This is a genomic window from Pseudoxanthomonas sp. J35 (assembly GCF_000513995.1).
Lineage (GTDB): Bacteria > Pseudomonadota > Gammaproteobacteria > Xanthomonadales > Xanthomonadaceae > Pseudoxanthomonas.
On record NZ_AZVB01000007.1, the window covers coordinates 1 to 20150 of the forward strand.

Here is a 20150-nt window from a genome sequence, read left to right on the forward strand (position 1 = left end):
GCCGTTGCCGTTGCCGTTGCCGTTGCCGTTGCCGTTGCCGTTGCCGTTGCCGTTGCCGTTGCCGTTGCCGTTGCCGTTGCCGTTGCCGTTGCCGTCGCTGCCATCGTCGCAAGTGGCGGCACGGCCAGGACCCGGATGCGCTTCGCTTAGCCGGGCTATGGGGCCTGCGCCGTTACTTGACCTGCTGCTTGCCCAGCTTGCGGGCCAGGGTGCGGCGGTGCATGCCCAGGCGGCGCGCGGTCTCGGAGACGTTGAAGCCGGTCTCCGCCAGCACCTCGTGGATGCGTTCCCACTCCAGGGTCTTGATCGAGGTCGGCCGGTGGCCCAGGCCCACGTGCGCGTCGCCTTCGGCCTTGCCGAAGGCCGCCTCGATGTCGTCGGTGTTGGAGGGCTTTGCCAGGTAGTGGCAGGCGCCGAGCTTGATCGCCTCCACCGCCGTGGCGATGCTGGCGTAGCCGGTCAGCACCACGATCAGCATGTCCGGATCATGCGCATGCAGCTGCTGCACGCACTCCAGGCCCGAACTGCCGCCGGCCAGCTTCAGGTCGACCACCGCGTAGCCCGGCTCGAAGCCTTCCAGCGCCGCCTCCAGCTCCGCCTTGCCGGTCGCGTGGCGCACCTCGTAGCCGCGCCGCTCGAACGAACGGATCAAGGTGCGCGCGAAGGCCGCGTCGTCCTCGACGACCAGCAGCCGGCGCGGCGGCTGCGGCGGGGCGGGGGTCGGGTCATTCATCGTCGGCATCCTCCGGGTTGGCGCCCTCGTCCTGCGGCAGCGCCAGCGAGGACAGCGGCAGTTCCAGCACCACTTCGGCGCCGCATGGCACGCGGTTGGCCGCGCTCAGGCGGCCCCCGAGGCTGCGGGCCACGTTGAGCGACAGGAACAGGCCCAGGCCACCGCCGGGCCGTCCCTTGCTCGAATTGTAGGGCTTGCCGAAGTTGGCCAGGGTCTCCCCGGTGAACCCCGTTCCGGCGTCGCTCACCTTCAGCACGAGGATCTCGTCGTCCTCGCCCTGCAGGCCGACCTCCATCCCGATCCACGCCGGCGACGCTTCCAGCGCGTTGTCGAGGATGTTGTTGATCATCTGCTTGAGCCCCGAATCGGAGACGATCGGGATGTCCTGCTGCAGGTGGCGCCTGTATTCCAGGGTCTGCACCGGGCGGGTGGCGGTGAACTCGCTGACCAGCTCGTCGAGGAAGGCGGCGAGGGTGGTGTGCGCCGGCGCCTCGCCGCGGGCATCGCCGGCCGACAGCAGGATGCCGGTGACGATCGACTTGCAGCGCGCCAGCTGGGTCTGCATCTCCTCCAGGTCCTGCTGCAGTTCCGGGTGCGAGGTGAACGGCTCCATCCGCCGCCAGTCGCCCAGCAGCACCGACAGCGTCGCCAGCGGCGTGCCCAGTTCGTGCGCCGCGCCGGAGGCGAGCAGGCCCATGCGCACGATGTGTTCCTCCTCGGCGGCCTGCTGGCGCAGGTCGGCCAGGCGTGCGTCGCGCACCCGCAGGATCCGGGCGATGCGGCCGATGAACAGCGCCGCCAGGACCGCGGTCAGCAGGAAGCAGATCAGCAGGCCCTGCAGGTAGGGATCGGCCATGCCCTGGGAAGGATCGGCGGCGATCCGCACCGGGCCGGGCACCACCACCAGCGCCATCACCCCGACGCTGCTGGCGGCCACCACTACCCAGCTGGCCCAGGCCGGCAGCAGCACCGCGCCCACCGCCACCTGCAGCAGGAACAGGAACACGAACGGGTTGGTGATGCCGCCGCTGAGGTACAGCTGCGCGGTCAGCGCGGCCACGTCGACCAGCAGCGCCGCCAGCAGGGCCAAGTCGCCGACGTCCTGGCGCGGGCGCCAGTACAGCAGGCTGGCCAGGTTGAATACCGCCAGGCAGGCGGCCACGCCGAGCATGTTCGCCAGCGGCAGGCCGATGCCCAGGCCGTAGTGGACGAAGACGATGGTGGCGACCTGGCCGAGGAGGGCGATCCAGCGCAGCTGGATCAGCTGCTGCATGCTGCGCACGCCGGCGCCGCGGGTGGTGTCCGTGCGCGCCGATTCCAGCGCGTTGGCGTTGCGCTTGGCGGCGGGGTCAAGGGCTTCCGTCGGCGGCATCCAGGGGCTCCGTGCTGCGCTGGCGCCAGCGGCGCCGGACGCGCACCTCCTCCAGTGCGAAGCGCCAGGCCCCGAAAGCCACCAGCAGGGCCAGCGCGAACCAGGTCAGCGCATAACCCAGGTGGTTGTCGCGGAACCGTACCACCGTCAGCCCGCCGCGGGGCCAGGGCGTGCCGGCCTGGGCGGCCGACGCGGCGTCGGCATCGAGGAACCACGGCGCCACCGGCCCGAGACCGTGGCGGGCGGCGATCGCCTCCACGTCGCGCGAGAACCAGCGGTCCTGCGCCGGGTCGTTGTCACGCAGGAAGCCGCCGCCGGGCTCGGACAGGCGCAGCAGGCCGGTCACTTCGGCCGTGCCCGGCGCGGGCGGTTCGGCGGTCCAGTCCTCGGGCACGAAGCCCAGGTTGACCAGGACCACGCTGCCGTCGTCGCGGCGCAGCGGGCGCAGCAGCCAGCGGCCGGCGCCGGCTTCGGTCACCGCCTGCACGAGGGTGTCGTGGCCAGGCAGCCACTCGCCGCGCACGTGCACGCGGCGGTACTCCTGGTCCTTCGGGGTGCTGGCGGCCCATTCCGCCGCGCCGGGCGCAGGCACCGGCGCGGCGTGGATGCGCGCGTCCACGCGGGCGACCAGGTCGTGCTTCCAGTGCAGGCGCTGCACCTGCCAGATACCAAGCGCCGCGAACAGCACCAGGCCTGCGGCGAAGGCCGCCGCCAGCACGGCCAAGGCCAACGGAGCGCGCGGTGCGCGGTCCGTGGAGGAGGGCAGGTCGCTACTACCGGTCGCCATGGCGGCCGCTGGCTGCAGCCCGTCAGGGCTGGATCCGCGCCTCGTGCGGCGACATCGGCATCATGTTCGCGTTCATGTGGAACATGACCCACAGCGAGCCGGCCAGGATGATCACCACGAAGACCGTGGTGAAGATCAGCGCCAGCATGTTCCAGCCGCCTTCCGAGCGCGGGTTCATGTGCAGGAAGTAGACCATGTGCACGACGATCTGCACCGCGGCGAAGCCCAGGATTACCAGCGCGGTGGTGCCGGAGTCGCCGATCACGTCGCCCATGACCAGCCAGAACGGGATCGCGGTCAGGATCACCGACAGGATGAAGCCGGTGACGTAGTCGCGCAGCGAGCCGTGCGCGGCCTCGACGTGTTCGGCGTGCGGGCCGTGCTCGCCGCCGTGCTCGTCGTGTCCGTAGGTGGCGTGGGGGTCGTGGGGATGGCTCATGGCAGCACTCCCATCAGGTAGACGTAGGTGAAGACGCCGATCCAGACGACGTCGAGGAAATGCCAGAACATCGACAGGCACAGCAGGCGGCGCTGGTTGGCCGCATGCAGGCCGAAGCGGCCAACCTGCACCATCAGCACCACCAGCCAGACGATGCCGAAGGTCACGTGCAGGCCGTGGGTGCCGACCAGGGCGAAGAACGAGGACAGGAACGCGCTGCGCTGCGGGCCGGCGCCCTGGTGGATCATGTGCGAGAACTCGTACAGCTCGATCCCGAGGAAGGCCAGGCCGAACAGGCCGGTGATGGCCAGCCAGGCCAGCACGCCCGGCACGTGGCGGCGCTGCATCGCCAGCATGGCGAAGCCGTAGGTGATCGACGAGAACAGCAGCATGGCGGTGTTGACTGCCACCAGCTTCAGGTCGAACAGGTCCGCGCCGGTGGGGCCGGCGGCGTAGCTGCGGCCGAGCACGCCGTAGACGGCGAACAGGCAGGCGAAGATGAGCAGGTCGCTCATCAGGTACAGCCAGAAGCCGAGCAGGGTGCCCTGCTGCGGATGGTGTTCCCCGGCCAGGTCGTAGAACCGGGGCGGCTCGGCGGTGCCGGCCGCGTTCAGAGCGATGGCGTCAGACATGGGATTCCAGCAGGCGGGTGCGCGCTTCCTCGGTCGCGGCCACGGTTTCGGCCGGGATGTGGTAGTCGCGGTTGTAGTTGAAGGTGTGGACGATGGCGGCGATCACGGTCGCGGCGAAGGACGCGGCGGCCAGCCACCAGATGTGCCAGACCAGGGCGAAGCCCATCACCGTGCTCAGTCCGGCCAGGACCACGCCGGCGGCGGTGTTCTTCGGCATGTGGATCGGCAGGAACCCGGACAGCGGGCGCTTGGCACCGCGTTGCTTCATGTCCCACCACGCGTCGTTGTCGTGCACCACCGGGGTGAAGGCGAAGTTGTACTCCGGCGGCGGCGAGGAGGTGGACCACTCCAGGCTGCGGGCGTTCCACGGGTCGCCGGTCACGTCGCGCAGCTGCTCGCGCTTGCGGAAGCTGACGAACAGGCAGATCAGGAACGCGGCGATGCCGATGGCGATCAGGCCAGCGCCGAGCGCGGCGATCTGGAACCAGATCTGCAGCGACGGGTCGGTGAAGTGGCTCATGCGGCGGGTCACGCCCATCAGGCCCAGCACGTAGAGCGGGGTGAAGGCGAACCAGTAGCCGACCAGCCAGAACCAGAACGAGACCTTGCCCCAGAACGGGTCGAGCTTGAAGCCGAAGGCCTTCGGGAACCAGAAGGTCATGCCGGCGAACAGGCCGAACACCACGCCGCCGATGATCACGTTGTGGAAGTGGGCGATCAGGAACAGGCTGTTGTGCAGCACGAAGTCGGCCGGCGGGACGGCCAGCAGCACGCCGGTCATGCCGCCCACCACGAAGGTGACCATGAAGCCCACCGTCCACAGCATCGGCACCTCGAAGCGGATGCGGCCGCGGTACATGGTGAACAGCCAGTTGAAGATCTTCGCGCCCGTCGGGATCGAGATGATCATCGTGGTGATGCCGAAGAACGAGTTGACGCTCGCGCCCGCCCCCATGGTGAAGAAGTGGTGCAGCCACACCAGGTACGACAGCACGGTGATCACCACGGTGGCGTACACCATGGAGGTGTAGCCGAACAGGCGCTTGCCGGTGAGGGCCGGAACGATCTCGGAGAACACACCGAACACCGGCAGGATCAGGATGTAGACCTCCGGGTGGCCCCAGATCCAGATCAGGTTCACGTACATCATCGGGTTGCCGCCGAGGTCGTTCGTGAAGAAGTTGGTCCCCACGTAACGGTCCAGGGCCAGCAGCGCCAGCACCGCGGTCAGCACCGGGAAGCTGACCACGATCAGCACGTTGGTGCACAGCGCGGTCCAGGTGAACACCGGCATGCGCATCAGGGTCATGCCCGGCGCGCGCATCTTGACGATGGTCACGATCAGGTTGACGCCCGACAGCAGCGTTCCGAGGCCTGCGATTTGCAAGGCCCAGATGTAGTAGTCCACGCCCACGTCCGGGCTGTAGTCGATCCCCGACAGCGGCGGGTAGGCCAGCCAGCCGGTCTTGGCGAACTCGCCCACGAACAGCGACAGCATGACCAGCACCGCGCCGGCGGTGGTCATCCAGAAACTGAAGTTGTTGAGGAACGGGAAGGCGACGTCGCGGGTGCCGATCTGCAGCGGCACCAGGTAGTTCATCAGGCCGGTGACCAGCGGCATGGCCACGAAGAAGATCATGATCACGCCGTGGGCGGTGAACACCTGGTCGTAGTGGTGCGGCGGCAGGTAACCCAGGTTGTCGCCGAAGGCGATGGCCTGCTGGGCGCGCATCATCAGCGCGTCGGCGAAGCCGCGCAGCAGCATCACCAGGCCCAGCACCATGTACATGATGCCGATCTTCTTGTGGTCGATGCTGGTGAACCAGTCGCGCCACAGGGTGCCCCACAGCTTGTACCTGGTGATCAGCGCGAGCACGGCCAGGCCGGCCACGCAGGTGCCGACGAAGGCCGAGAGGATCACCGGGTCATGCAGCGGGAACGATTCCCAGCCCAGGTAGCCGGTGAGCGGGTTGTACGGGGCGGAGGTGGAATGGGGGGAGGACATGTTCGGGGGCTTCCGTCGTCAGGCCGCCACCGGCGAAGGTGGCGGCAGGCGCGTGCTCAGGGAGCGAGGCGGGACAGCGAGGTGTTCAGGCCGGCGGCCGGCGCGTCGCCGGCGGCGCACATGGCCGACTGCACGTACGGGCGGCCGCGCAGGTCGCCGCGGTTGCGTGCTTCCAGGCCTTCGATGCCGGTGCGGCCGGCGCCCTTGCCGGCGGCGTCGATGGCCATCATCTCGTGCATGCACATCCGGCGCGGGTCGACGCAGCGGTTGAGGATGGCGTCGTACAGGCCTTCCTCGACGGCGCCGAAGTGGCGCACCGGCTCGCGCTCGCTGGGCTTTTCCAGCTCCAGGTAGGCGTCGCGGTCGAGGCGGCCGCCGGCGCGCACCTGCTGCACCCAGCCGTCGAAGCCGGCCTGGTCCAGGGCATGGAAGCGGAAGCGCATGCCGGAGAAGCCGGCGCCGCTGTAGTTGGAGGAGAAGCCCTCGTACTCGCCGGTGTCGCTGATGACCGCGTTCAGCTCGGTCTGCATGCCCGGCATGGTGTAGATCATGCCGGCCAGGGCCGGGACGTAGAACGCGTTCATCACCGTGGAGGAGGTGAGCTTGAAGCGGATCGGGCGGTCCACCGGCGCGGCCAGTTCGTTGACCGTGGCGATGCCCTGTTCGGGGTAGACGAACAGCCACTTCCAGTCCAGCGACACGACCTGGACCTCCAGCGGCTCCACGCCCGCCGGCACCGGCTTGTTCTCGGCGATGCGGTCGAGCGGGCGGTACGGGTCCAGGGTGTGGGTGGTGATCCAGGTGATCGCGCCCAGGGCGATGATGATCAGCAGCGGGCAGGCCCAGATCACCAGCTCGAGCTGGAGGGAGTGGTCCCAGTCCGGCTTGTAGGTGGCCTTGGTGTTGCTGGCCCGGTAGCGCCAGGCAAAGAACAGCGTCAGCGAGATCACCGGGACGATGATGATCAGCATCAGCAGGGTGGAGATGATGATCAGGTTGCCCTGCTGGCGGGCGATGTCGCCCGGAGCGTTGAGCAGGATCGTGTTGCATCCGGCCAATGGCAGGGCCAGGCCGGCGGCCATCAGCAGGCGGCGCAGGGTCTTGGGGATGGACATCTGAATAGGGGAGGCTGCGGGGGGGTTACAGCGCATGACACTGTACTCCCGGCCCGTGAAGGGATCGATTGGGCGTTTTGTCCTATTGCCGGCCGCCGCGGTTCGTGGGCAACGGATGCACACCAGCGACGCGTTCCGGTGTAGCCTCGGGACCAGGCCCCAGTACGGCACGACCGATGTCCTCGATCACCGCGTCCAGCAGTACCGTTTCCGTCCATGGCCAGGATGCCGAGGCCCACGCCCAGGTCGCCCCCGGCGAGATCGCGGTCGGCGTGATCATCGGCCGGACCTCCGAATATTTCGACTTCTTCGTCTACGGCATCGCCTCGGCGCTGGTGTTCCCGAAGGTGTTCTTCCCCTTCGCCGAGCCGCTGCAGGCGACGCTGATGTCGTTCGCGGTGTTCGCCCTGGCGTTCATCTTCCGCCCGCTGGGCACGGTCCTGTTCCTGTGGATCCAGGACCGCTGGAGCCGCGGGACCAAGCTGACCGTGGCCCTGTTCCTGCTGGGTACCAGCACCGCCGGCATGGCCTTCCTGCCCGGATACGAGAGCCTGGGGGCCACCGCCATCGTCCTGCTGGCGCTGTTCCGCAGCAGCCAGGGCGTGGCCCTGGGCGGGTCCTGGGACGGGCTGCCGTCGCTGCTGGCGCTGAACACGCCCAAGCACCGCCGCGGCTGGTACGCCATGCTCGGCCAGCTGGGGGCGCCGGTGGGCTTCATCGTCGCCGCCTCGCTGTTCGCCTTCCTGTATTCCAGTCTCTCCAACGCCGACTTCTACGACTGGGGCTGGCGCTATCCGTTCTTCGCGGCCATGGCGATCAACGTGGTGGCACTGTTCTCGCGCCTGCGCCTGGTGGTGACCCACGAGTACGAGCAGCAGATGGAACAGCGCGACCTGGACCCGGTACCGGTGGGCGAGCTGTTCCGGGAGAAGGGCCGGCACGTGTTCATCGGCGCCTTCGCCGCGCTGGCCAGCTACGCGATGTTCCACATCGTCACCATCTTCCCGATCTCCTGGGCGCAGCTGTTCACCGGCCAGACCATCAGCCGGTTCCTGATGCTGCAGGTCGCCGGCGGCTTCCTGGCCATCGGCGGCGTGCTGGCCTCGGGCCTGATCGCCGACCGCCTCGGCCGGGTGCAGACCCTGGCCTCGACCGCGGTGGCGATCGGCGTGTTCAGCGGTTTCGCGCCGACCCTGCTCAATGGCGGGCCGGTGGCGCAGCAGGTGTTCCTGCTGCTGGGCTTCCTGCTGCTGGGCCTGTCCTACGGCCAGGCCTCCGGCGCGGTGACCCGCAACTTCGGCGGGCGCTACCGCTACACCGGCGCGGCCCTGACCACCGACCTGGCCTGGCTGATCGGCGCCGCCTTCGCCCCGCTGGTGGCGCTGTACCTGTGCGCGAACTTCGGCCTGCCGTACGTGGGCCTGTACTTGCTGTCCGGCGCGGTGGCGACCCTGGCGGCGCTGGGCGTGAACCGCTGGCTGAAGCAGCGCGAGGCCACCGCCGTCTGAGGCGACCGGCGCCGGTCGCCCCGGCGCCGGCCGGACGCTTGCGGGTCCGCATGGCTACCGGCCGCCTGCGCGGCCGGCGACAATACGCGCATGGACAATGCACACCCGAATCCGCCGGAGCTTCCCACCGGCATGGAGCTGCGCCGCCTGCGCTGGCGTTGCCGGCGCGGCATGCGCGAGCTGGACCAGCTGTTCGAACGCTGGCTCAACCACGCCTACGCGACCGCTTCCGACGCCGAACGCGGCGTTTTCCTACGGCTGCTGGACTGCGAGGACGATAGGCTCTGGCGCTGGTTCATGGGCTACGAGGCCTGTCCGGATGCGCAGCTGTCCGACCTCATTGCCAGGATCCGCGCCCTGCCGGCTTGAGTGGCGCCCCTCGCGCTGGCTGATGGTGGCGCTGCTGCTGTTGACCGGGCTGGCGCCGCTGGCGGTGCTGTGCTCGGAACTGCCGCGCCCGCTGGCCTGGCCGCTGGCCGTGGCCGCCGCCGCGCGCGGCCTGCAGCTGGCCCGGCGCGAGGCGCGCAGGGCGCCGCGGCAACTGGTCCTGGGGCCGGCGCCGCGGGAGCCCAGCGCGCCGTGCCTCGACAGCCTGGACGGCCAGCCGCTGCAGGGCTGCCAGGTCCGCTGGCGCGGGCCGCTGGCCTTCCTCGATGCCCTCGACCGGGAGGGGCGCCGCGTGCGCCTGGCCTGGTGGCCGGACACGCTGCCGGCCGCGCGCCGGCGTGAACTGCGGCTGGCCATGGCGGCGCGTGTCGTTTCGTCTTCCACGCGGCCGATGGCACCATAGCGCCTCGAGCGCCGGGGAGAGCCGGCAGCGGAAAACCCCGTCACCATGTTCAAACCCGTTCCCGTGGCCATCGGCCTGCGTTACCTGCGGGCCAAACGCCGCAACGGCTTCATCTCCTTCATCTCGCTGGCTTCGATCCTCGGCATCGCCCTGGGCGTGACCGTGCTGATCACCACCATGGCGGTGATGAGCGGCTTCCAGAAGGAGATCCGCGACCGCCTGCTGCAGTTCGCCGCCCATGCCACCGTCGTCGCCGATGGCGAGCCGATGGCCGACTGGAAGCACGCCTGGGACCTGGCGGTGCAGGATCCGCGGGTGGCCGGCGCGGCCCCGTTCATCGAGACCGAGGCGCTGCTGTCCGGCCCGCGCAAGCAGCCGGCGCTGGTGCGCGGCGTGCTGCCCGAGTACGAGGACAAGGTCTCGGTGCTGGCGCGGAAGATGACCCGCGGCTCGGCCGCCACCCTGCAGGAAGGCAGCTACAGCATCCTGCTGGGCCAGGAACTGGCGCTGTGGCTGGGCGTGGACGTGGGCGACCAGGTGACGGTGATGCTGCCGGAGTTCCAGGGCTCGCCGATGGGCGCGATGCCGCGCTACAAGCGCTTCACCGTGACCGGCCTGTTCTCCGCCGGGCACAACGAGATCGACCGCGGCCTGGCCATCGTCCACATGGGCGACCTCCAACGCGTGCTGCGCATGGACGGCGCCAGCGGCGTGCGGCTGATGCTGCACGACATGAACCAGTCCTTCGACGTGGCCCGCGACCTGGCGCTGAAACTGCCGGGCTTCTACCGGGTCAGCGACTGGACCCGCGACAACGCCAACCTGTACCAGTCGCTGAAGATGGAAAAGACGGTGATGGGCATCCTGCTGTCGCTGATCATCCTGATGGGCGCCTTCACCCTGGTGAACTCGCAGGTGATGCTGGTCACCGACAAGCAGGCCGACATCGCCATCCTGCGCACCCTCGGCCTGACCCCGGGCGGGGTGATGCAGGTGTTCATGGTGCAGGGCACGCTGATCGGCATCATCGGCACGGTGCTGGGCTTCGTCGGCGGCGTCACCCTGACCTGGAACCTGGAACGGATCCTCGACGGCATCGAGGCGCTGTTCGACATCACCCTGCTGCCGGAGGACGTCTACTACATCACCGGCCTGCCCACCGACATGCAGACCGGCGACGTGGTCGCCACCCTGGTGGTGGCGCTGGTGATGAGTTTCCTCGCGACGCTGTACCCGGCCTGGCGCGCGGCCCGGACCCAGCCGGCGGAGGCCCTGCGCTATGAATGAGACCGCGACCATGCACGCCGCAGGCGAGGCGCTGCGCGCCGAAGGGCTGGGCAAGACCTACGCCGAGGGCAAGCTGAAGACCCACGTGTTCGACGGCCTGGACCTGCGGGTGGCCGCCGGCGAGACGGTGGCCATCGTCGGCGCGTCCGGCGCCGGCAAGAGCACGCTGCTGCACCTGCTCGGCGGCCTCGATACGCCCACCGCTGGCGAGGTCTATGTCGCCGGGCAGAAGATGTCCGACCTTTCCGACGCGCAGCGCGGCCGCCTGCGCAACCGCGCGCTCGGCTTCGTCTACCAGTTCCACCACCTGCTGCCGGAGTTCACCGCGCTGGAGAACGTGATGATGCCGGTGCTGCTGTCCGGCGGCGAAGTGGAGGAAGCTTCGCGACGGGCGAAGGAACTGCTGGAAGCGGTCGGCCTTGGCCACCGCCTCGGCCACAAGCCCGGCGAGCTGTCCGGCGGCGAGCGCCAGCGCGCCGCCGTGGCCCGTGCCCTGGTCAACCGCCCGGCCTGCGTGCTGGGTGACGAACCCACCGGCAACCTCGACGAGAAGACCGCCGCCCACGTGTTCGCGCTGATGCTCGAGCTCAACCGCGCGCAGCGCACCAGCCTGGTCCTGGTCACCCACGACCGCCGGCTGGCACGGCGCCTGGACCGGGTGCTGGAGCTGCACGAGGGCAAGCTGCGCGAACTGGCCCCGGGCGAGTTGCCGGCCATCGGGTAGGGCGGCGCCAGGGCCGGGGCGGAACGGGACCCGGTTCAGCCGGGCGGTGGGCCGTCGCCGTCCGCCGCGGCCTGCTTCCGTCGTGCCACGACGTCGGGCTCCAGGCGACCTTCCGGCATGACGATCCAGAACGCCAGGTAGAGCAGCGGGCTGCCCCACAGCGCCGTGGCCAGGAACAGCGCGCGCCACATCCAGGCCGGCACCGGCGTGTGTTCGCCCAGGCCGCCGCAGATCCCGGCCAGCCACATGTCCACCGCCGACTTGCGCAGTCCGGCGAGATCCCAGCGGTCGGTAGCACCTCGGGTCATCGTTGCGTCCTCACGGGTACCTGCCAGGGCAGGAGACCGGTACAGGCTTGCGCAGCGCCGGGGCGCTGGCTATCGGCCGATGGCGGCGGTTTACGTCAGGAAGATCCGATCGGCCGATCCGGGCCTACTCGCGTCGTCCGCGCCCCGCGCGATCCAGATGGCCCAGTTCGCGTTCCGGCGCGATCCGGTCCCGCACCCTGCGCTTGAGCTCGCTGATCCCGGGGAAGCCGCCGTCGGCCACGCGCGACCACACCGGCACGCCCTCCACCCGCACCTCGAACACGCCGCCGGTGCCGGGGACCAGCGCCAGCGAGGCGATCTCCGCCTCGAAGGTCGTCAGCAGCTCCTGCGCCATCCACGCCGCGCGCAGCAGCCAGCGGCACTGGGTGCAGTAGTGGATCTCGATGTGGGCGGTTGCGGTGGCGGGATCGGCAGTCACGTCAGGCTCCACGGGCGGTGCCGCCGGGCCCTTGCAGGGTCGGGCGTGCCCGACTCGCACATCGGGCGTGCTGGTGGGTGCGAAGGCAGCGAGCGGGGCAGGCCCCGCTCTACGCAGGGCATGCGCGCCGGTCGTGCGGCGAGTATGCCGCGGGCAATTCCTACGCGCAGGTGCGCTGTCCGCCGATGGCGCCACCTGCGACCGGCGCGCCAGGCTGCGGGGTAGCCGGGAGCAGGGACGCGCCATGGCCAGGACCGCAGGATGCGGTGGGAACGGAGTGGAACGGCGCCGCCTCGCGCGAAGAGCGGTGGCGGGCACGCAGGCTGCGCGAAACGCCTGCTGGCGGGTGGATTGCGGGCGTGCAGTGGCATCGCCCGCAACGATGTGTCGGCTCGTCCGTGGAAGCAGGCATTCCCCGACGGCCGGCGTCCGGTGCGCTGGCGCGGCGTTCCGGCGACGAGTGCATCGGGGCCGGCGACCGTGGCGTTGAGGGTCGCCCCCACGCTGCGCGGCCCCTTCGCCGGCGTGCTCGCCACGCTGGCGCAACCGGCCGCCTCGGCGCCGCATCCGCTGGGCATGGCCTGCGCGGCGGGCGCGCTGCTCGGCGCGGTGGCCTGCCTGTTCCTGCCGGCGTTCGCGCCGGCGGGCGTGAACCTGCTGGCGGTGGCGGTTGGCCTGCTTGCCTGGCTGCGGCCCTGGAGGGGGCGGGCGCTCGGCGCCTGCCTGCTGGCGCTGGGCTGGACCGGGCTGCACGCCGGCTGGGTGCTGGACGCGCAACTGCCGGCGCGCTGGGAAGGGCGGGAGGTGGAGCTCAGCGGGCGCATCGTCGGCCTGCCGGAGCACGAGGCGCGGCGCACGCGCTTCCGCCTGCGGGTCGACGCCGATGCGCCCGGTCCGCTGCGCGGGCGCCTGCTGCAGCTGGCGTGGTACGACGATTTCGACGCGCTGGAACCGGGGCCGCGCATGGGCCTGCACGCCGGTGCCAGCTGGCAGCTGCGCGTCCGCCTGCGCGCACCGCGCGGGCTGGCCAACCCGGGCGGCTTCGACATGGAACGCCACGCCCTGGCCCAGCGCATTGCCGCGACCGGTCTGGTGCGCCTGCCGGAGGACGCGCGCGAGCGGGCGCCGGCGCGCGGGATCGACGCCTGGCGCGAGGCGATGTCGGAGCGGATCGCCGTCGCCGTGCCCGCGGAGTCGTCGCGCTTCGTGCGGGCGCTGGCGCTGGGCGACACCCGGGCGCTCGAGGATGCGGACTGGGAGCGATTGCGCGCGGTCGGGCTGACCCACCTGATCGCGATTTCGGGCTTCCACGTCGGGCTGGTGGCGGGTTTCGGCGCGTGGCTGGCGCTGGCGGCCTGGTGGCTGCTGCCGGGGCTGGGGCGATGGCTGCCGCGGGCGCAGGCGGCGGCCGTCGGGGCGGTGGTGGGCGCCGCGATCTACGCCGCGGTGGCCGGCTTCGCCCTGCCCACGGTACGGACCCTGCTGATGATCGTGGTGGTGGCATTGGCGCGGCTTGCCCGCCGGCCGCTGGGCAGCGGCCAGGTGCTGGGCATGGCGTTGCTGGCGATCGTGCTCGCCGATCCGCTGGCGGTGCTGCAGGCCGGGTTCTGGCTGAGCTTCGCCGGCGTGGCCTGGCTGCTGTGGTGCCTGCCGCCGCAGGCGGGAAGGCGCAGCCTGGCGCGCGAGTTCCTCTCGGCCCAGGGCGTGGCCACCCTCGGCCTGCTGCCGCTGGGCGTGGTGCTGTTCAACCAGGCTTCGCTGGCCGGGCCGCTGGCCAACCTGGTGGCGATCCCGTGGTGGAGCCTGGTGGTGGTGCCGCTGTCGCTGCTGGGAACGGGGCTGGAGGCGGCGCAGGCGGGGTGGGGCGGCTGGGCCTGGCGCGCGGCGGCATGGTGCTTCGACCCCAGCTGGGAGCTGTTCGGGCAGCTGGCGGCCAGCCCGTTCGCGCTGTGGTGGTTGCCGGAAGCCCGCGACCTGGCCTTGCCGCTGGCGCTGCTGGGGGCGTTCTGGCTGCTGCTGCCGCGCGGCCTGCCGGGCCGCGGACTGGCCCTGCTGCTGTGGCTGCCATTGCTGCATCCACCGCGCGAGCTGCCGCGCCACGGCGAGCTGGAGCTGCATGTGCTGGACGTGGGCCAGGGCCTGGCGGTGGTGGTGCGCACCGCCGGGCACGTGCTGCTCTACGACGCCGGGCCGGCGGCGCGCGATGGCTGGGATGCCGGCGAGCGCGCGGTGCTGCCAGCGCTGCGCGCACTCGGCATCGGCCGCCTGGACGCGGTGGTGATCAGCCACGCCGACCGCGACCACGCCGGCGGCTGGGAAGCAGTGCGGCGGCTGGTACCTGTCGCCTCGTCGCGGGCGCCGGAGGGGGCGCCGCTGGACGTGGAGGCGGAGCGCCCCTGCCGGGCGGGCGAGTCGTGGGACTGGGACGGGGTGTCGTTCTCGTTCCTGCATCCCCCGGCGCATTTCCCGTACCTGCGCAATGAAGCCAGCTGCGTGCTGCGCGTCGCCTCGGCGCACGGCGCGGTGCTGTTGCCGGGTGACATCGGCGAGGTGGTGGAGGCACGGCTGCTGCGCCAGCCGGCGCAAGTGCGCGCGGAGGTGGTGGTCGTCGCGCACCACGGTAGCGCCGGGTCCTCGTCGCCGCGCTTCGTCGACGCCACCGGGGCGCGGCTGGCGCTGGTGGCGGCGGGGCACGGCAACCGCTTCGGGCATCCGCGCGAGGAGGTCGTGCAGCGCTGGCGGCGGCACGGCGCCGAAGTGCTGGCCACGCCGCAGTCCGGCGCGATCCGGGTCTGGCTGGGCGCCGACGGGCTGGCGGTGCGCGAGCGCCGGGCGTGGCGGGGCCGACCCTGGGACCGGCAGCGTCTCCAATAGGGGCAGGCCGGGTGGTCATGGGAGCCACCAGGCAGGCGGCAGCATCCATGCCGCCTCCCGTGGCGCCCGCACCCGTTTCCGCATGACGGGGCCAGGGCCGAGGGCCGGTGCCACGGGCATGGATGTGCCGAGGCCACGGCGGCCGCTGGGGCCCGCCCGCACCGTGAGCCCTGCCGCGCTCCGCACAGGCCGGGCTGGCGCCGGGGCAGGCTTTGCAGTCATCCTAACGGCTGACGTAATGCGGCCGTGGCCGGAGGTGGTTCAGGTGTGGGAGCTGGTCAAGGCCGGTGGATGGCCGATGCTGCCGTTGCTGCTGCTGGGCGTGGCGGCCCTGGCGATCGTGCTGGAGCGGCTGTGGAGCCTGCGCCGCGCCGAGGTCATGCCGCCGCGGCTGGGCGAGGAGGTCCGCAACTGGGCCACGCGCGGCCAACTGGACCCGGCCCACATCGAATCCCTGCGCCGCAACTCGCCGCTGGGCGCGCTGCTGGCCGCCGCCCTGGACGTGCGCAACCGCCCGCGTGACGTGATCCGCGAGCGTATCGAGGACACCGGCCGCCACCTGGTGTTCCGCATGGAGCGCTACCTCAGCGCGCTGGGCACGATCGCCTCGGCCGGCCCGCTGCTGGGCCTGCTCGGCACCGTGGTCGGCATGATCCAGATGTTCCTGGGCATCCTCGACCACGGCCTCGGCGACGTGAACCAGCTGGCCGGCGGCATCGGCAAGGCGCTGGTGTGCACCGCCACCGGCATGATCGTGGCGGTGCCGGCGCTGGTCTTCCACCGCTACTTCCGCAGCCGCATCGCCGGCTACGTGATCGAGATGGAGCAGGAGGCGACGGCGCTGCTGGATGCGCTGGACAGCGCCCGCCCGCAGGCACCCGTCGGTCCGGCCCAGCTGGCCGCGGCGCAGGCGGCCGCCCGCGCGGCCGCTGCCGGCCGTCCGGCGCCGGCCCGCAGCTGAGGCCTGCCATGCGTATCCGCGACCAGCGTGCCTACGACGAGCCGGGCATCGACCTTGTCCCGCTGATCGACGTCGTCCTGGTGCTGATCATCTTCTTCGTGATCACCACCACCTTCGACGTACGTTCGACCCTGCAGCTGCAGCTGCCGGTGGCCAGCGCGCAGCAGCCGGCGCCGCCGAAGACCCTCAACATCCTGGTCAACGCCGACGGCCGCTATTTCGTCGGCGAGCAGGAGGTGCTGCGCACCGACGTGGAGGCGGTGAAGCAGGCCATCGCCGCCGCCGCCGGCGACGACCGCGAACTGCCGGTGATGCTGCGTGCCGACGCGCGCACCCCGTACCAGGCGGTGGTCACCGCCCAGGATGCGCTGGCCCAGCTGGGCTTCCGCCGCATCGCCATCGCCACCGCCCCGGAGCCGCAGTCTTGAGCCGCAACCGGCAACCGGTGTGGCCGATCTACCGGCGCCTCCTCGGCTACACCCGCGCCTACTGGATGTTCCTGGCCGCCGCGCTGGTCGGCATGGCCGTCGAGGCGATCGCCGGCGCCAGCTTCGTGCGCCTGATGAAGCCGCTGACCAACAACTTCGTGCAGCCCACCGCCGAGGACGCGGTGTTCCTGCCGCTGGCCATCGTCGGCCTGTTCGTGCTGCGCAGCCTGGCCACCTTCATCACCGACTACGGCATGGCCCGGACCGGCCGCAGCGTGGTCCGCGACCTGCGCGAACAGGTGCTGGCCAAGTACCTGCGCCTGCCGTCGGCGCACTTCGACAGCGAATCCACCCCGGTGATGGTCAGCCGCCTGAACTTCGACACCGAGCAGGTGACCCAGGCCAGTTCCGAGGCGCTGAAGACCCTGGTCACCGACAGCCTGACCATCGTCGGCCTGCTCGGGCTGATGCTGTGGGCCAGCGTCAAGGTGACCATCGCCATGCTGCTGATCACCCCGCTGATCGGCGTGATCGTGTGGTACGTGGGCAAGCGCTACCGGCGCATCAGCGGCGGCATCCAGGACGGCATGGGCCGCATGGCCGCCAGCGCCGAGCAGTCGCTGGTCGCGCAGCAGGACGTGAAGATCCACGGCGCGCAGTCGCTGGAGACCGGCCGCTACGCCGGCCTGGCCAACCGCATCCTCGGCCTGAACATGAAGGTCGAGAGCACCCGCGCCGGCGCCTCGGCGATGGTCCAGCTGCTGGCGGCGCTGGCGCTGGCGGCGATCGTCTGGGTGGCCGCGCGCGAGGCGCTGCAGGGGCGGCTGGACGCCGGCGACTTCGTCATGCTGATGACCGCGATGATGGCGATCATCCCCTCGCTGCGCCGGGTGACCAGCGTGCAGACCGCGGTGGCGCGCGGCGTGTCGGCGGCCGAGCGGCTGTTCCAGATCATTGACAGCGAGGAAGAGGTCGACACCGGCACCCGGCCGATCGCACGCGCGCGCGGCGAACTGGCCTTCGAGCACGTCAGCCTGCGCTACCGCGACCAGCCCGGCTTCGCCCTGGACGACGTCAGCTTCGTCGCCCGTCCCGGCACGGTCACCGCCATCGTCGGCCGTTCCGGCTCGGGCAAGACCAGCCTGGTGCGGCTGGTGCCGCGCTTCTACGAGCCCAGCAGCGGCCGCATCACCCTCGACGGCGTGCCGCTGGCCGAGTACCGCCTGGCCGACCTGCGCCGGCAGATCGCCCTGGTCGGGCAGAAGGTGATGCTGTTCGACGATACCGTCGCCGCCAACATCGCCTACGGCGCCCCGGCCGACCGCGAGGCGATCCGCGCCGCCGCCGAGGCCGCCAACGCCTGGGAGTTCATCGAGCGGCTGCCGCAGGGCCTGGACACGCCGATCGGCGAGAACGGCGCGCTGCTGTCCGGCGGCCAGCGCCAGCGCCTGGCGATCGCCCGCGCGATCCTGCGCGACGCGCCGATCCTGATCCTCGACGAGGCCACCGCCGCCCTCGACAACGAATCCGAGCGCCTGGTGCAGGATGCGCTGCAGCGCCTGATGCCGGAGCGCACCACCCTGGTGATCGCGCACCGGCTGTCGACGATCGAACACGCCGACCAGGTGCTGGTGCTGGACCAGGGCCGGCTGGTGGAGCAGGGCAGCCATGCCCAGTTGATGGCCGCAGGTGGGCTGTACGCGCACCTGCATGGCATGCAGTTCCGGGAGCGTCACGGCGGATGAGGCTTGCACCGGGCAGGGAGGCAGGAGTGGAAGCAGGTTGCAGGAAGGCGCGCGGGTGGCGGGCATGAGCCGCGGCGCCCCCGCCACGCCCGCATGGTGGTTCGAGGACGTGCCGGTGCCGCTGTGGGCGCGCGCGCTGGCGCCGGCGTACGCCGGCGCGGTGGCCCTGCGCGGCTGGCTGTACCGCACCGGGCTGCTGCGCAGGCGCAGGGTCGAGGCGCCGGTCGTGGTGATCGGCAACCTCGCCGCCGGCGGCGCCGGCAAGACCCCGCTGACGATTGCTGTCGTCCAGAAGCTGCGCGACGCCGGCTGGCGGCCGGGCGTGGCCAGCCGCGGCTATGGCCGCCAGGACCAGGACAGGCCCACCTGGGTCACCGCCACCACCGGCGCCGCCGAGGGCGGCGACGAGCCGGTGCTGATGGCGCGGCGGCTGGCCGTGCCGGTGCGGGTCGACCGCGACCGCCACGCCGCGGCGCGCGCCCTGGTCGAGGCCGGCTGCGACATCGTGGTCTGCGACGACGGCCTGCAGCACTACCGCCTGGGCCGCGACCTGGAGATCGAGGTGGTCGACGGCGCGCGCCGCTACGGCAATGGCCGCATGCTGCCGGCCGGGCCGCTGCGCGAGCCGGCTGCGCGCGGGCGGCTGTGCGACTTCCGCGTGGTCAACCTCGGCCACGGCGCCAGCGGCAGCGGCACCGGCTTCGGCGAATGGCCGATGCAGCTGCAGGCGACCACCGCCGTGCCGATGGCCGGCGGCCGTTCGCGGCCGCTGGCCTCCTTTGCCGGCCTGCGCGTGCACGCCGTGGCCGGCATCGGCAATCCGCAGCGCTTCTTCGACATGCTGCGCGGGCTGGGCATGGGCGTGGTGCCGCATGCTTTCCCCGACCACCACGCCTACAAGCCCGAGGACCTGCAGTTCGGCAATGACCTGCCGGTGCTGATGACCGAGAAGGACGCGGTGAAGTGCGCGGCCTTCGCCGACGGGCGCTGCTTCATGGTGCCGGTCGAGGCCGAGCTGCCGGCCGCGTTCTGGGTCGCCCTGCTGGAACGGCTGGGCCGGCCGGGCTGAGCCGGCCGGGCTGACCCAGGCGCTCCGGCAGCCGGTGCGCGACATGGCCGGCGCGGCGTTGGCGATGGATGCATCCGCGCTTCATCGCCAGGCCGCGGCGCCGGGCGTGCCTACAATGCCGGTCACGACATGGAGGATGTGATGGAGCCTTCCCTGGATTTCGTGGTCGCGATCCCCGCGCGCCATGCCGCCAGCCGCCTGCCGGGCAAGCCGCTGCGGCTGCTCGGCGGACAGCCGCTCGTGCTGCACGTGGCGCGCCGCGCGCTGGCCGCCGGCGCTCGCGAGGTGTGGCTGGCCACCGACGATGCGCGCGTGGCCGCGGCGGTGGAAGGTGTCGCCGGCGTGCGCGTGGCGATGACCTCGCCCGACCACGCCTCCGGCACCGACCGCCTGGCCGAGTGCGCCGCGATCGCCGGCTGGGACGACGAGACCGTGGTGGTCAACCTGCAGGGCGACGAACCGTTCGCGCCGCCGGGCGGGATCCGCGAGGTGGCGCGCGCCCTGGTCGACAGCGGGGCGCCGATGGCGACCTTGGCCGAACCGGTGGCCGACGTGGAAACCCTGTTCGACCCCAACACCGTGAAGCTGGTCCGCGCCGCCTCTGGCGACGCGCTGTACTTCAGCCGCGCGCCGCTGCCGTGGCCGCGCGACGCCTTCGCCCGCGACCGCGGCGTGCTGCCCGAAGGCGGCCACTGGCTGCGCCACATCGGCATCTACGCCTACCGCGCCGGCTTCCTGCAGACCTTCTCGCGGATGCCGCCGGGCGTGCTGGAACGGGTCGAGTCGCTGGAGCAGCTGCGCGTGCTCGAGACCGGCCACCGCATCGCCGTGTCGCTGGCGCCGGAGCCGTTCCCGCCCGGCGTGGACACGCCCGAGGACCTCGGGCGGGCCGAGGCGCGGCTGCGCGCCCTGGGCGCATGAGGGCGGTCGCAGG

The 20150-nt window shown here is 71.6% G+C and carries 20 protein-coding genes; 11 read left to right on the forward strand and 9 right to left on the reverse strand.

What is annotated here, in order from left to right; genetic code table 11:
• Positions 1 to 172 precede the first annotated feature (172 nt).
• The 7 genes from PSEJ35_RS0105495 to cyoA all read right to left on the reverse strand — a co-directional run bounded on the left by PSEJ35_RS0105495 (position 173) and on the right by cyoA (position 7083).
• The gene (locus PSEJ35_RS0105495; RefSeq protein ID WP_051412524.1) at positions 173 to 733 is read right to left on the reverse strand and encodes a response regulator transcription factor; all 561 of its coding nucleotides are present in this window, start codon (positions 731 to 733) and stop codon (positions 173 to 175) included.
• A complete protein-coding gene (locus tag PSEJ35_RS0105500; RefSeq protein WP_028916924.1) occupies positions 726 to 2105 on the reverse strand; it encodes an ATP-binding protein in 1380 nt (459 codons plus the stop codon). Before PSEJ35_RS0105500 ends, PSEJ35_RS0105495 begins: the two co-directional genes overlap by 8 nt.
• Entirely contained in the window at positions 2083 to 2835 is a 753-nt protein-coding gene (locus tag PSEJ35_RS15480; RefSeq protein WP_232207583.1) for an SURF1 family protein, read from the reverse strand. Before PSEJ35_RS15480 ends, PSEJ35_RS0105500 begins: the two co-directional genes overlap by 23 nt.
• A 79-nt stretch (positions 2836 to 2914) precedes the next feature.
• On the reverse strand, positions 2915 to 3331 hold the full coding sequence (gene cyoD / locus PSEJ35_RS0105510; RefSeq protein ID WP_028916925.1) for a cytochrome o ubiquinol oxidase subunit IV: 417 nt from the start codon (positions 3329 to 3331) through the stop codon (positions 2915 to 2917).
• Positions 3328 to 3963, reverse strand: a complete 636-nt coding sequence (cyoC, locus tag PSEJ35_RS0105515) for a cytochrome o ubiquinol oxidase subunit III (RefSeq protein WP_028916926.1) — start codon at positions 3961 to 3963, stop codon at positions 3328 to 3330. The genes cyoD and cyoC overlap by 4 nt, the downstream gene beginning before the upstream one ends.
• Positions 3956 to 5968, reverse strand: coding sequence for a cytochrome o ubiquinol oxidase subunit I (gene cyoB / locus PSEJ35_RS0105520; RefSeq protein WP_028916927.1), 2013 nt, complete (start codon positions 5966 to 5968; stop codon positions 3956 to 3958). Before cyoB ends, cyoC begins: the two co-directional genes overlap by 8 nt.
• 56 nt (positions 5969 to 6024) lie before the next feature.
• Entirely contained in the window at positions 6025 to 7083 is a 1059-nt protein-coding gene (gene cyoA, locus PSEJ35_RS0105525) for a ubiquinol oxidase subunit II (protein ID WP_028916928.1), read from the reverse strand.
• 176 nt (positions 7084 to 7259) lie between these two features.
• On the opposite strand from cyoA, the gene PSEJ35_RS0105530 reads away from it, so the two are divergent.
• From PSEJ35_RS0105530 to lolD, 5 genes are all read left to right on the forward strand, one after another.
• Positions 7260 to 8591: an MFS transporter gene (locus PSEJ35_RS0105530; protein ID WP_051412525.1), complete on the forward strand. Its 1332-nt coding sequence runs from the start codon at positions 7260 to 7262 to the stop codon at positions 8589 to 8591.
• A gap of 90 nt (positions 8592 to 8681) precedes the next feature.
• Positions 8682 to 8960: a succinate dehydrogenase assembly factor 2 gene (locus PSEJ35_RS0105535; RefSeq protein WP_084635445.1), complete on the forward strand. Its 279-nt coding sequence runs from the start codon at positions 8682 to 8684 to the stop codon at positions 8958 to 8960.
• Between the two features lie 22 nt (positions 8961 to 8982).
• Positions 8983 to 9381, forward strand: a complete 399-nt coding sequence (locus PSEJ35_RS0105540) for a hypothetical protein (RefSeq protein WP_232207584.1) — start codon at positions 8983 to 8985, stop codon at positions 9379 to 9381.
• 45 nt (positions 9382 to 9426) lie between these two features.
• The gene (locus PSEJ35_RS0105545) at positions 9427 to 10668 is read left to right on the forward strand and encodes a lipoprotein-releasing ABC transporter permease subunit (RefSeq protein ID WP_028916932.1); all 1242 of its coding nucleotides are present in this window, start codon (positions 9427 to 9429) and stop codon (positions 10666 to 10668) included.
• Positions 10661 to 11392, forward strand: a complete 732-nt coding sequence (gene lolD, locus PSEJ35_RS0105550; protein WP_051412526.1) for a lipoprotein-releasing ABC transporter ATP-binding protein LolD — start codon at positions 10661 to 10663, stop codon at positions 11390 to 11392. The genes PSEJ35_RS0105545 and lolD overlap by 8 nt, the downstream gene beginning before the upstream one ends.
• A 35-nt stretch (positions 11393 to 11427) precedes the next feature.
• On the opposite strand, the gene PSEJ35_RS16595 is transcribed toward lolD, so the two are convergent.
• A complete protein-coding gene (locus tag PSEJ35_RS16595) occupies positions 11428 to 11700 on the reverse strand; it encodes a PspC domain-containing protein (protein WP_084635446.1) in 273 nt (90 codons plus the stop codon).
• A gap of 124 nt (positions 11701 to 11824) precedes the next feature.
• Positions 11825 to 12139: a SelT/SelW/SelH family protein gene (locus tag PSEJ35_RS17580; protein WP_028916934.1), complete on the reverse strand. Its 315-nt coding sequence runs from the start codon at positions 12137 to 12139 to the stop codon at positions 11825 to 11827.
• A gap of 576 nt (positions 12140 to 12715) precedes the next feature.
• Between PSEJ35_RS17580 and PSEJ35_RS0105565 the strand changes: the two genes are divergently transcribed.
• The 6 genes from PSEJ35_RS0105565 to kdsB all read left to right on the forward strand — a co-directional run bounded on the left by PSEJ35_RS0105565 (position 12716) and on the right by kdsB (position 20137).
• On the forward strand, positions 12716 to 15013 hold the full coding sequence (locus PSEJ35_RS0105565; protein ID WP_028916935.1) for a DNA internalization-related competence protein ComEC/Rec2: 2298 nt from the start codon (positions 12716 to 12718) through the stop codon (positions 15011 to 15013).
• Between the two features lie 265 nt (positions 15014 to 15278).
• Positions 15279 to 15974: a MotA/TolQ/ExbB proton channel family protein gene (locus tag PSEJ35_RS0105570; protein ID WP_037082556.1), complete on the forward strand. Its 696-nt coding sequence runs from the start codon at positions 15279 to 15281 to the stop codon at positions 15972 to 15974.
• Between the two features lie 8 nt (positions 15975 to 15982).
• Positions 15983 to 16402 carry a biopolymer transporter ExbD gene (locus PSEJ35_RS0105575; protein ID WP_024868035.1) on the forward strand — a complete coding sequence of 140 codons (420 nt, stop codon included), beginning with the start codon at positions 15983 to 15985 and terminating at the stop codon, positions 16400 to 16402.
• The gene (gene msbA, locus PSEJ35_RS0105580; protein ID WP_028916937.1) at positions 16399 to 18147 is read left to right on the forward strand and encodes a lipid A export permease/ATP-binding protein MsbA; all 1749 of its coding nucleotides are present in this window, start codon (positions 16399 to 16401) and stop codon (positions 18145 to 18147) included. Before PSEJ35_RS0105575 ends, msbA begins: the two co-directional genes overlap by 4 nt.
• Positions 18148 to 18211: 64 nt before the next feature.
• On the forward strand, positions 18212 to 19216 hold the full coding sequence (gene lpxK, locus PSEJ35_RS0105585) for a tetraacyldisaccharide 4'-kinase (protein WP_028916938.1): 1005 nt from the start codon (positions 18212 to 18214) through the stop codon (positions 19214 to 19216).
• 141 nt (positions 19217 to 19357) lie between these two features.
• Positions 19358 to 20137: a 3-deoxy-manno-octulosonate cytidylyltransferase gene (gene kdsB, locus PSEJ35_RS0105590; protein ID WP_084635456.1), complete on the forward strand. Its 780-nt coding sequence runs from the start codon at positions 19358 to 19360 to the stop codon at positions 20135 to 20137.
• Positions 20138 to 20150: the final 13 nt, after the last annotated feature.

Coding starts and splice junctions, on each gene's coding strand:
- PSEJ35_RS0105575 (WP_024868035.1), top strand. CDS start 15,983: ATGCGTATCCGCGACCAGCGTGCCTACGACGAGCCGGGCATCGACCTT.
- lolD (WP_051412526.1), top strand. CDS start 10,661: ATGAATGAGACCGCGACCATGCACGCCGCAGGCGAGGCGCTGCGCGCC.
- cyoA (WP_028916928.1), bottom strand. CDS start 7,083: ATGTCCATCCCCAAGACCCTGCGCCGCCTGCTGATGGCCGCCGGCCTG.
- PSEJ35_RS0105495 (WP_051412524.1), bottom strand. CDS start 733: ATGAATGACCCGACCCCCGCCCCGCCGCAGCCGCCGCGCCGGCTGCTG.
- cyoB (WP_028916927.1), bottom strand. CDS start 5,968: ATGTCCTCCCCCCATTCCACCTCCGCCCCGTACAACCCGCTCACCGGC.
- kdsB (WP_084635456.1), top strand. CDS start 19,358: ATGGAGCCTTCCCTGGATTTCGTGGTCGCGATCCCCGCGCGCCATGCC.
- lpxK (WP_028916938.1), top strand. CDS start 18,212: ATGAGCCGCGGCGCCCCCGCCACGCCCGCATGGTGGTTCGAGGACGTG.
- cyoC (WP_028916926.1), bottom strand. CDS start 3,963: ATGTCTGACGCCATCGCTCTGAACGCGGCCGGCACCGCCGAGCCGCCC.
- PSEJ35_RS0105540 (WP_232207584.1), top strand. CDS start 8,983: ATGGTGGCGCTGCTGCTGTTGACCGGGCTGGCGCCGCTGGCGGTGCTG.
- PSEJ35_RS0105565 (WP_028916935.1), top strand. CDS start 12,716: ATGGCCTGCGCGGCGGGCGCGCTGCTCGGCGCGGTGGCCTGCCTGTTC.
- PSEJ35_RS16595 (WP_084635446.1), bottom strand. CDS start 11,700: ATGACCCGAGGTGCTACCGACCGCTGGGATCTCGCCGGACTGCGCAAG.
- PSEJ35_RS0105530 (WP_051412525.1), top strand. CDS start 7,260: ATGTCCTCGATCACCGCGTCCAGCAGTACCGTTTCCGTCCATGGCCAG.
- PSEJ35_RS0105545 (WP_028916932.1), top strand. CDS start 9,427: ATGTTCAAACCCGTTCCCGTGGCCATCGGCCTGCGTTACCTGCGGGCC.
- cyoD (WP_028916925.1), bottom strand. CDS start 3,331: ATGAGCCATCCCCACGACCCCCACGCCACCTACGGACACGACGAGCAC.
- PSEJ35_RS0105535 (WP_084635445.1), top strand. CDS start 8,682: ATGGACAATGCACACCCGAATCCGCCGGAGCTTCCCACCGGCATGGAG.
- PSEJ35_RS0105500 (WP_028916924.1), bottom strand. CDS start 2,105: ATGCCGCCGACGGAAGCCCTTGACCCCGCCGCCAAGCGCAACGCCAAC.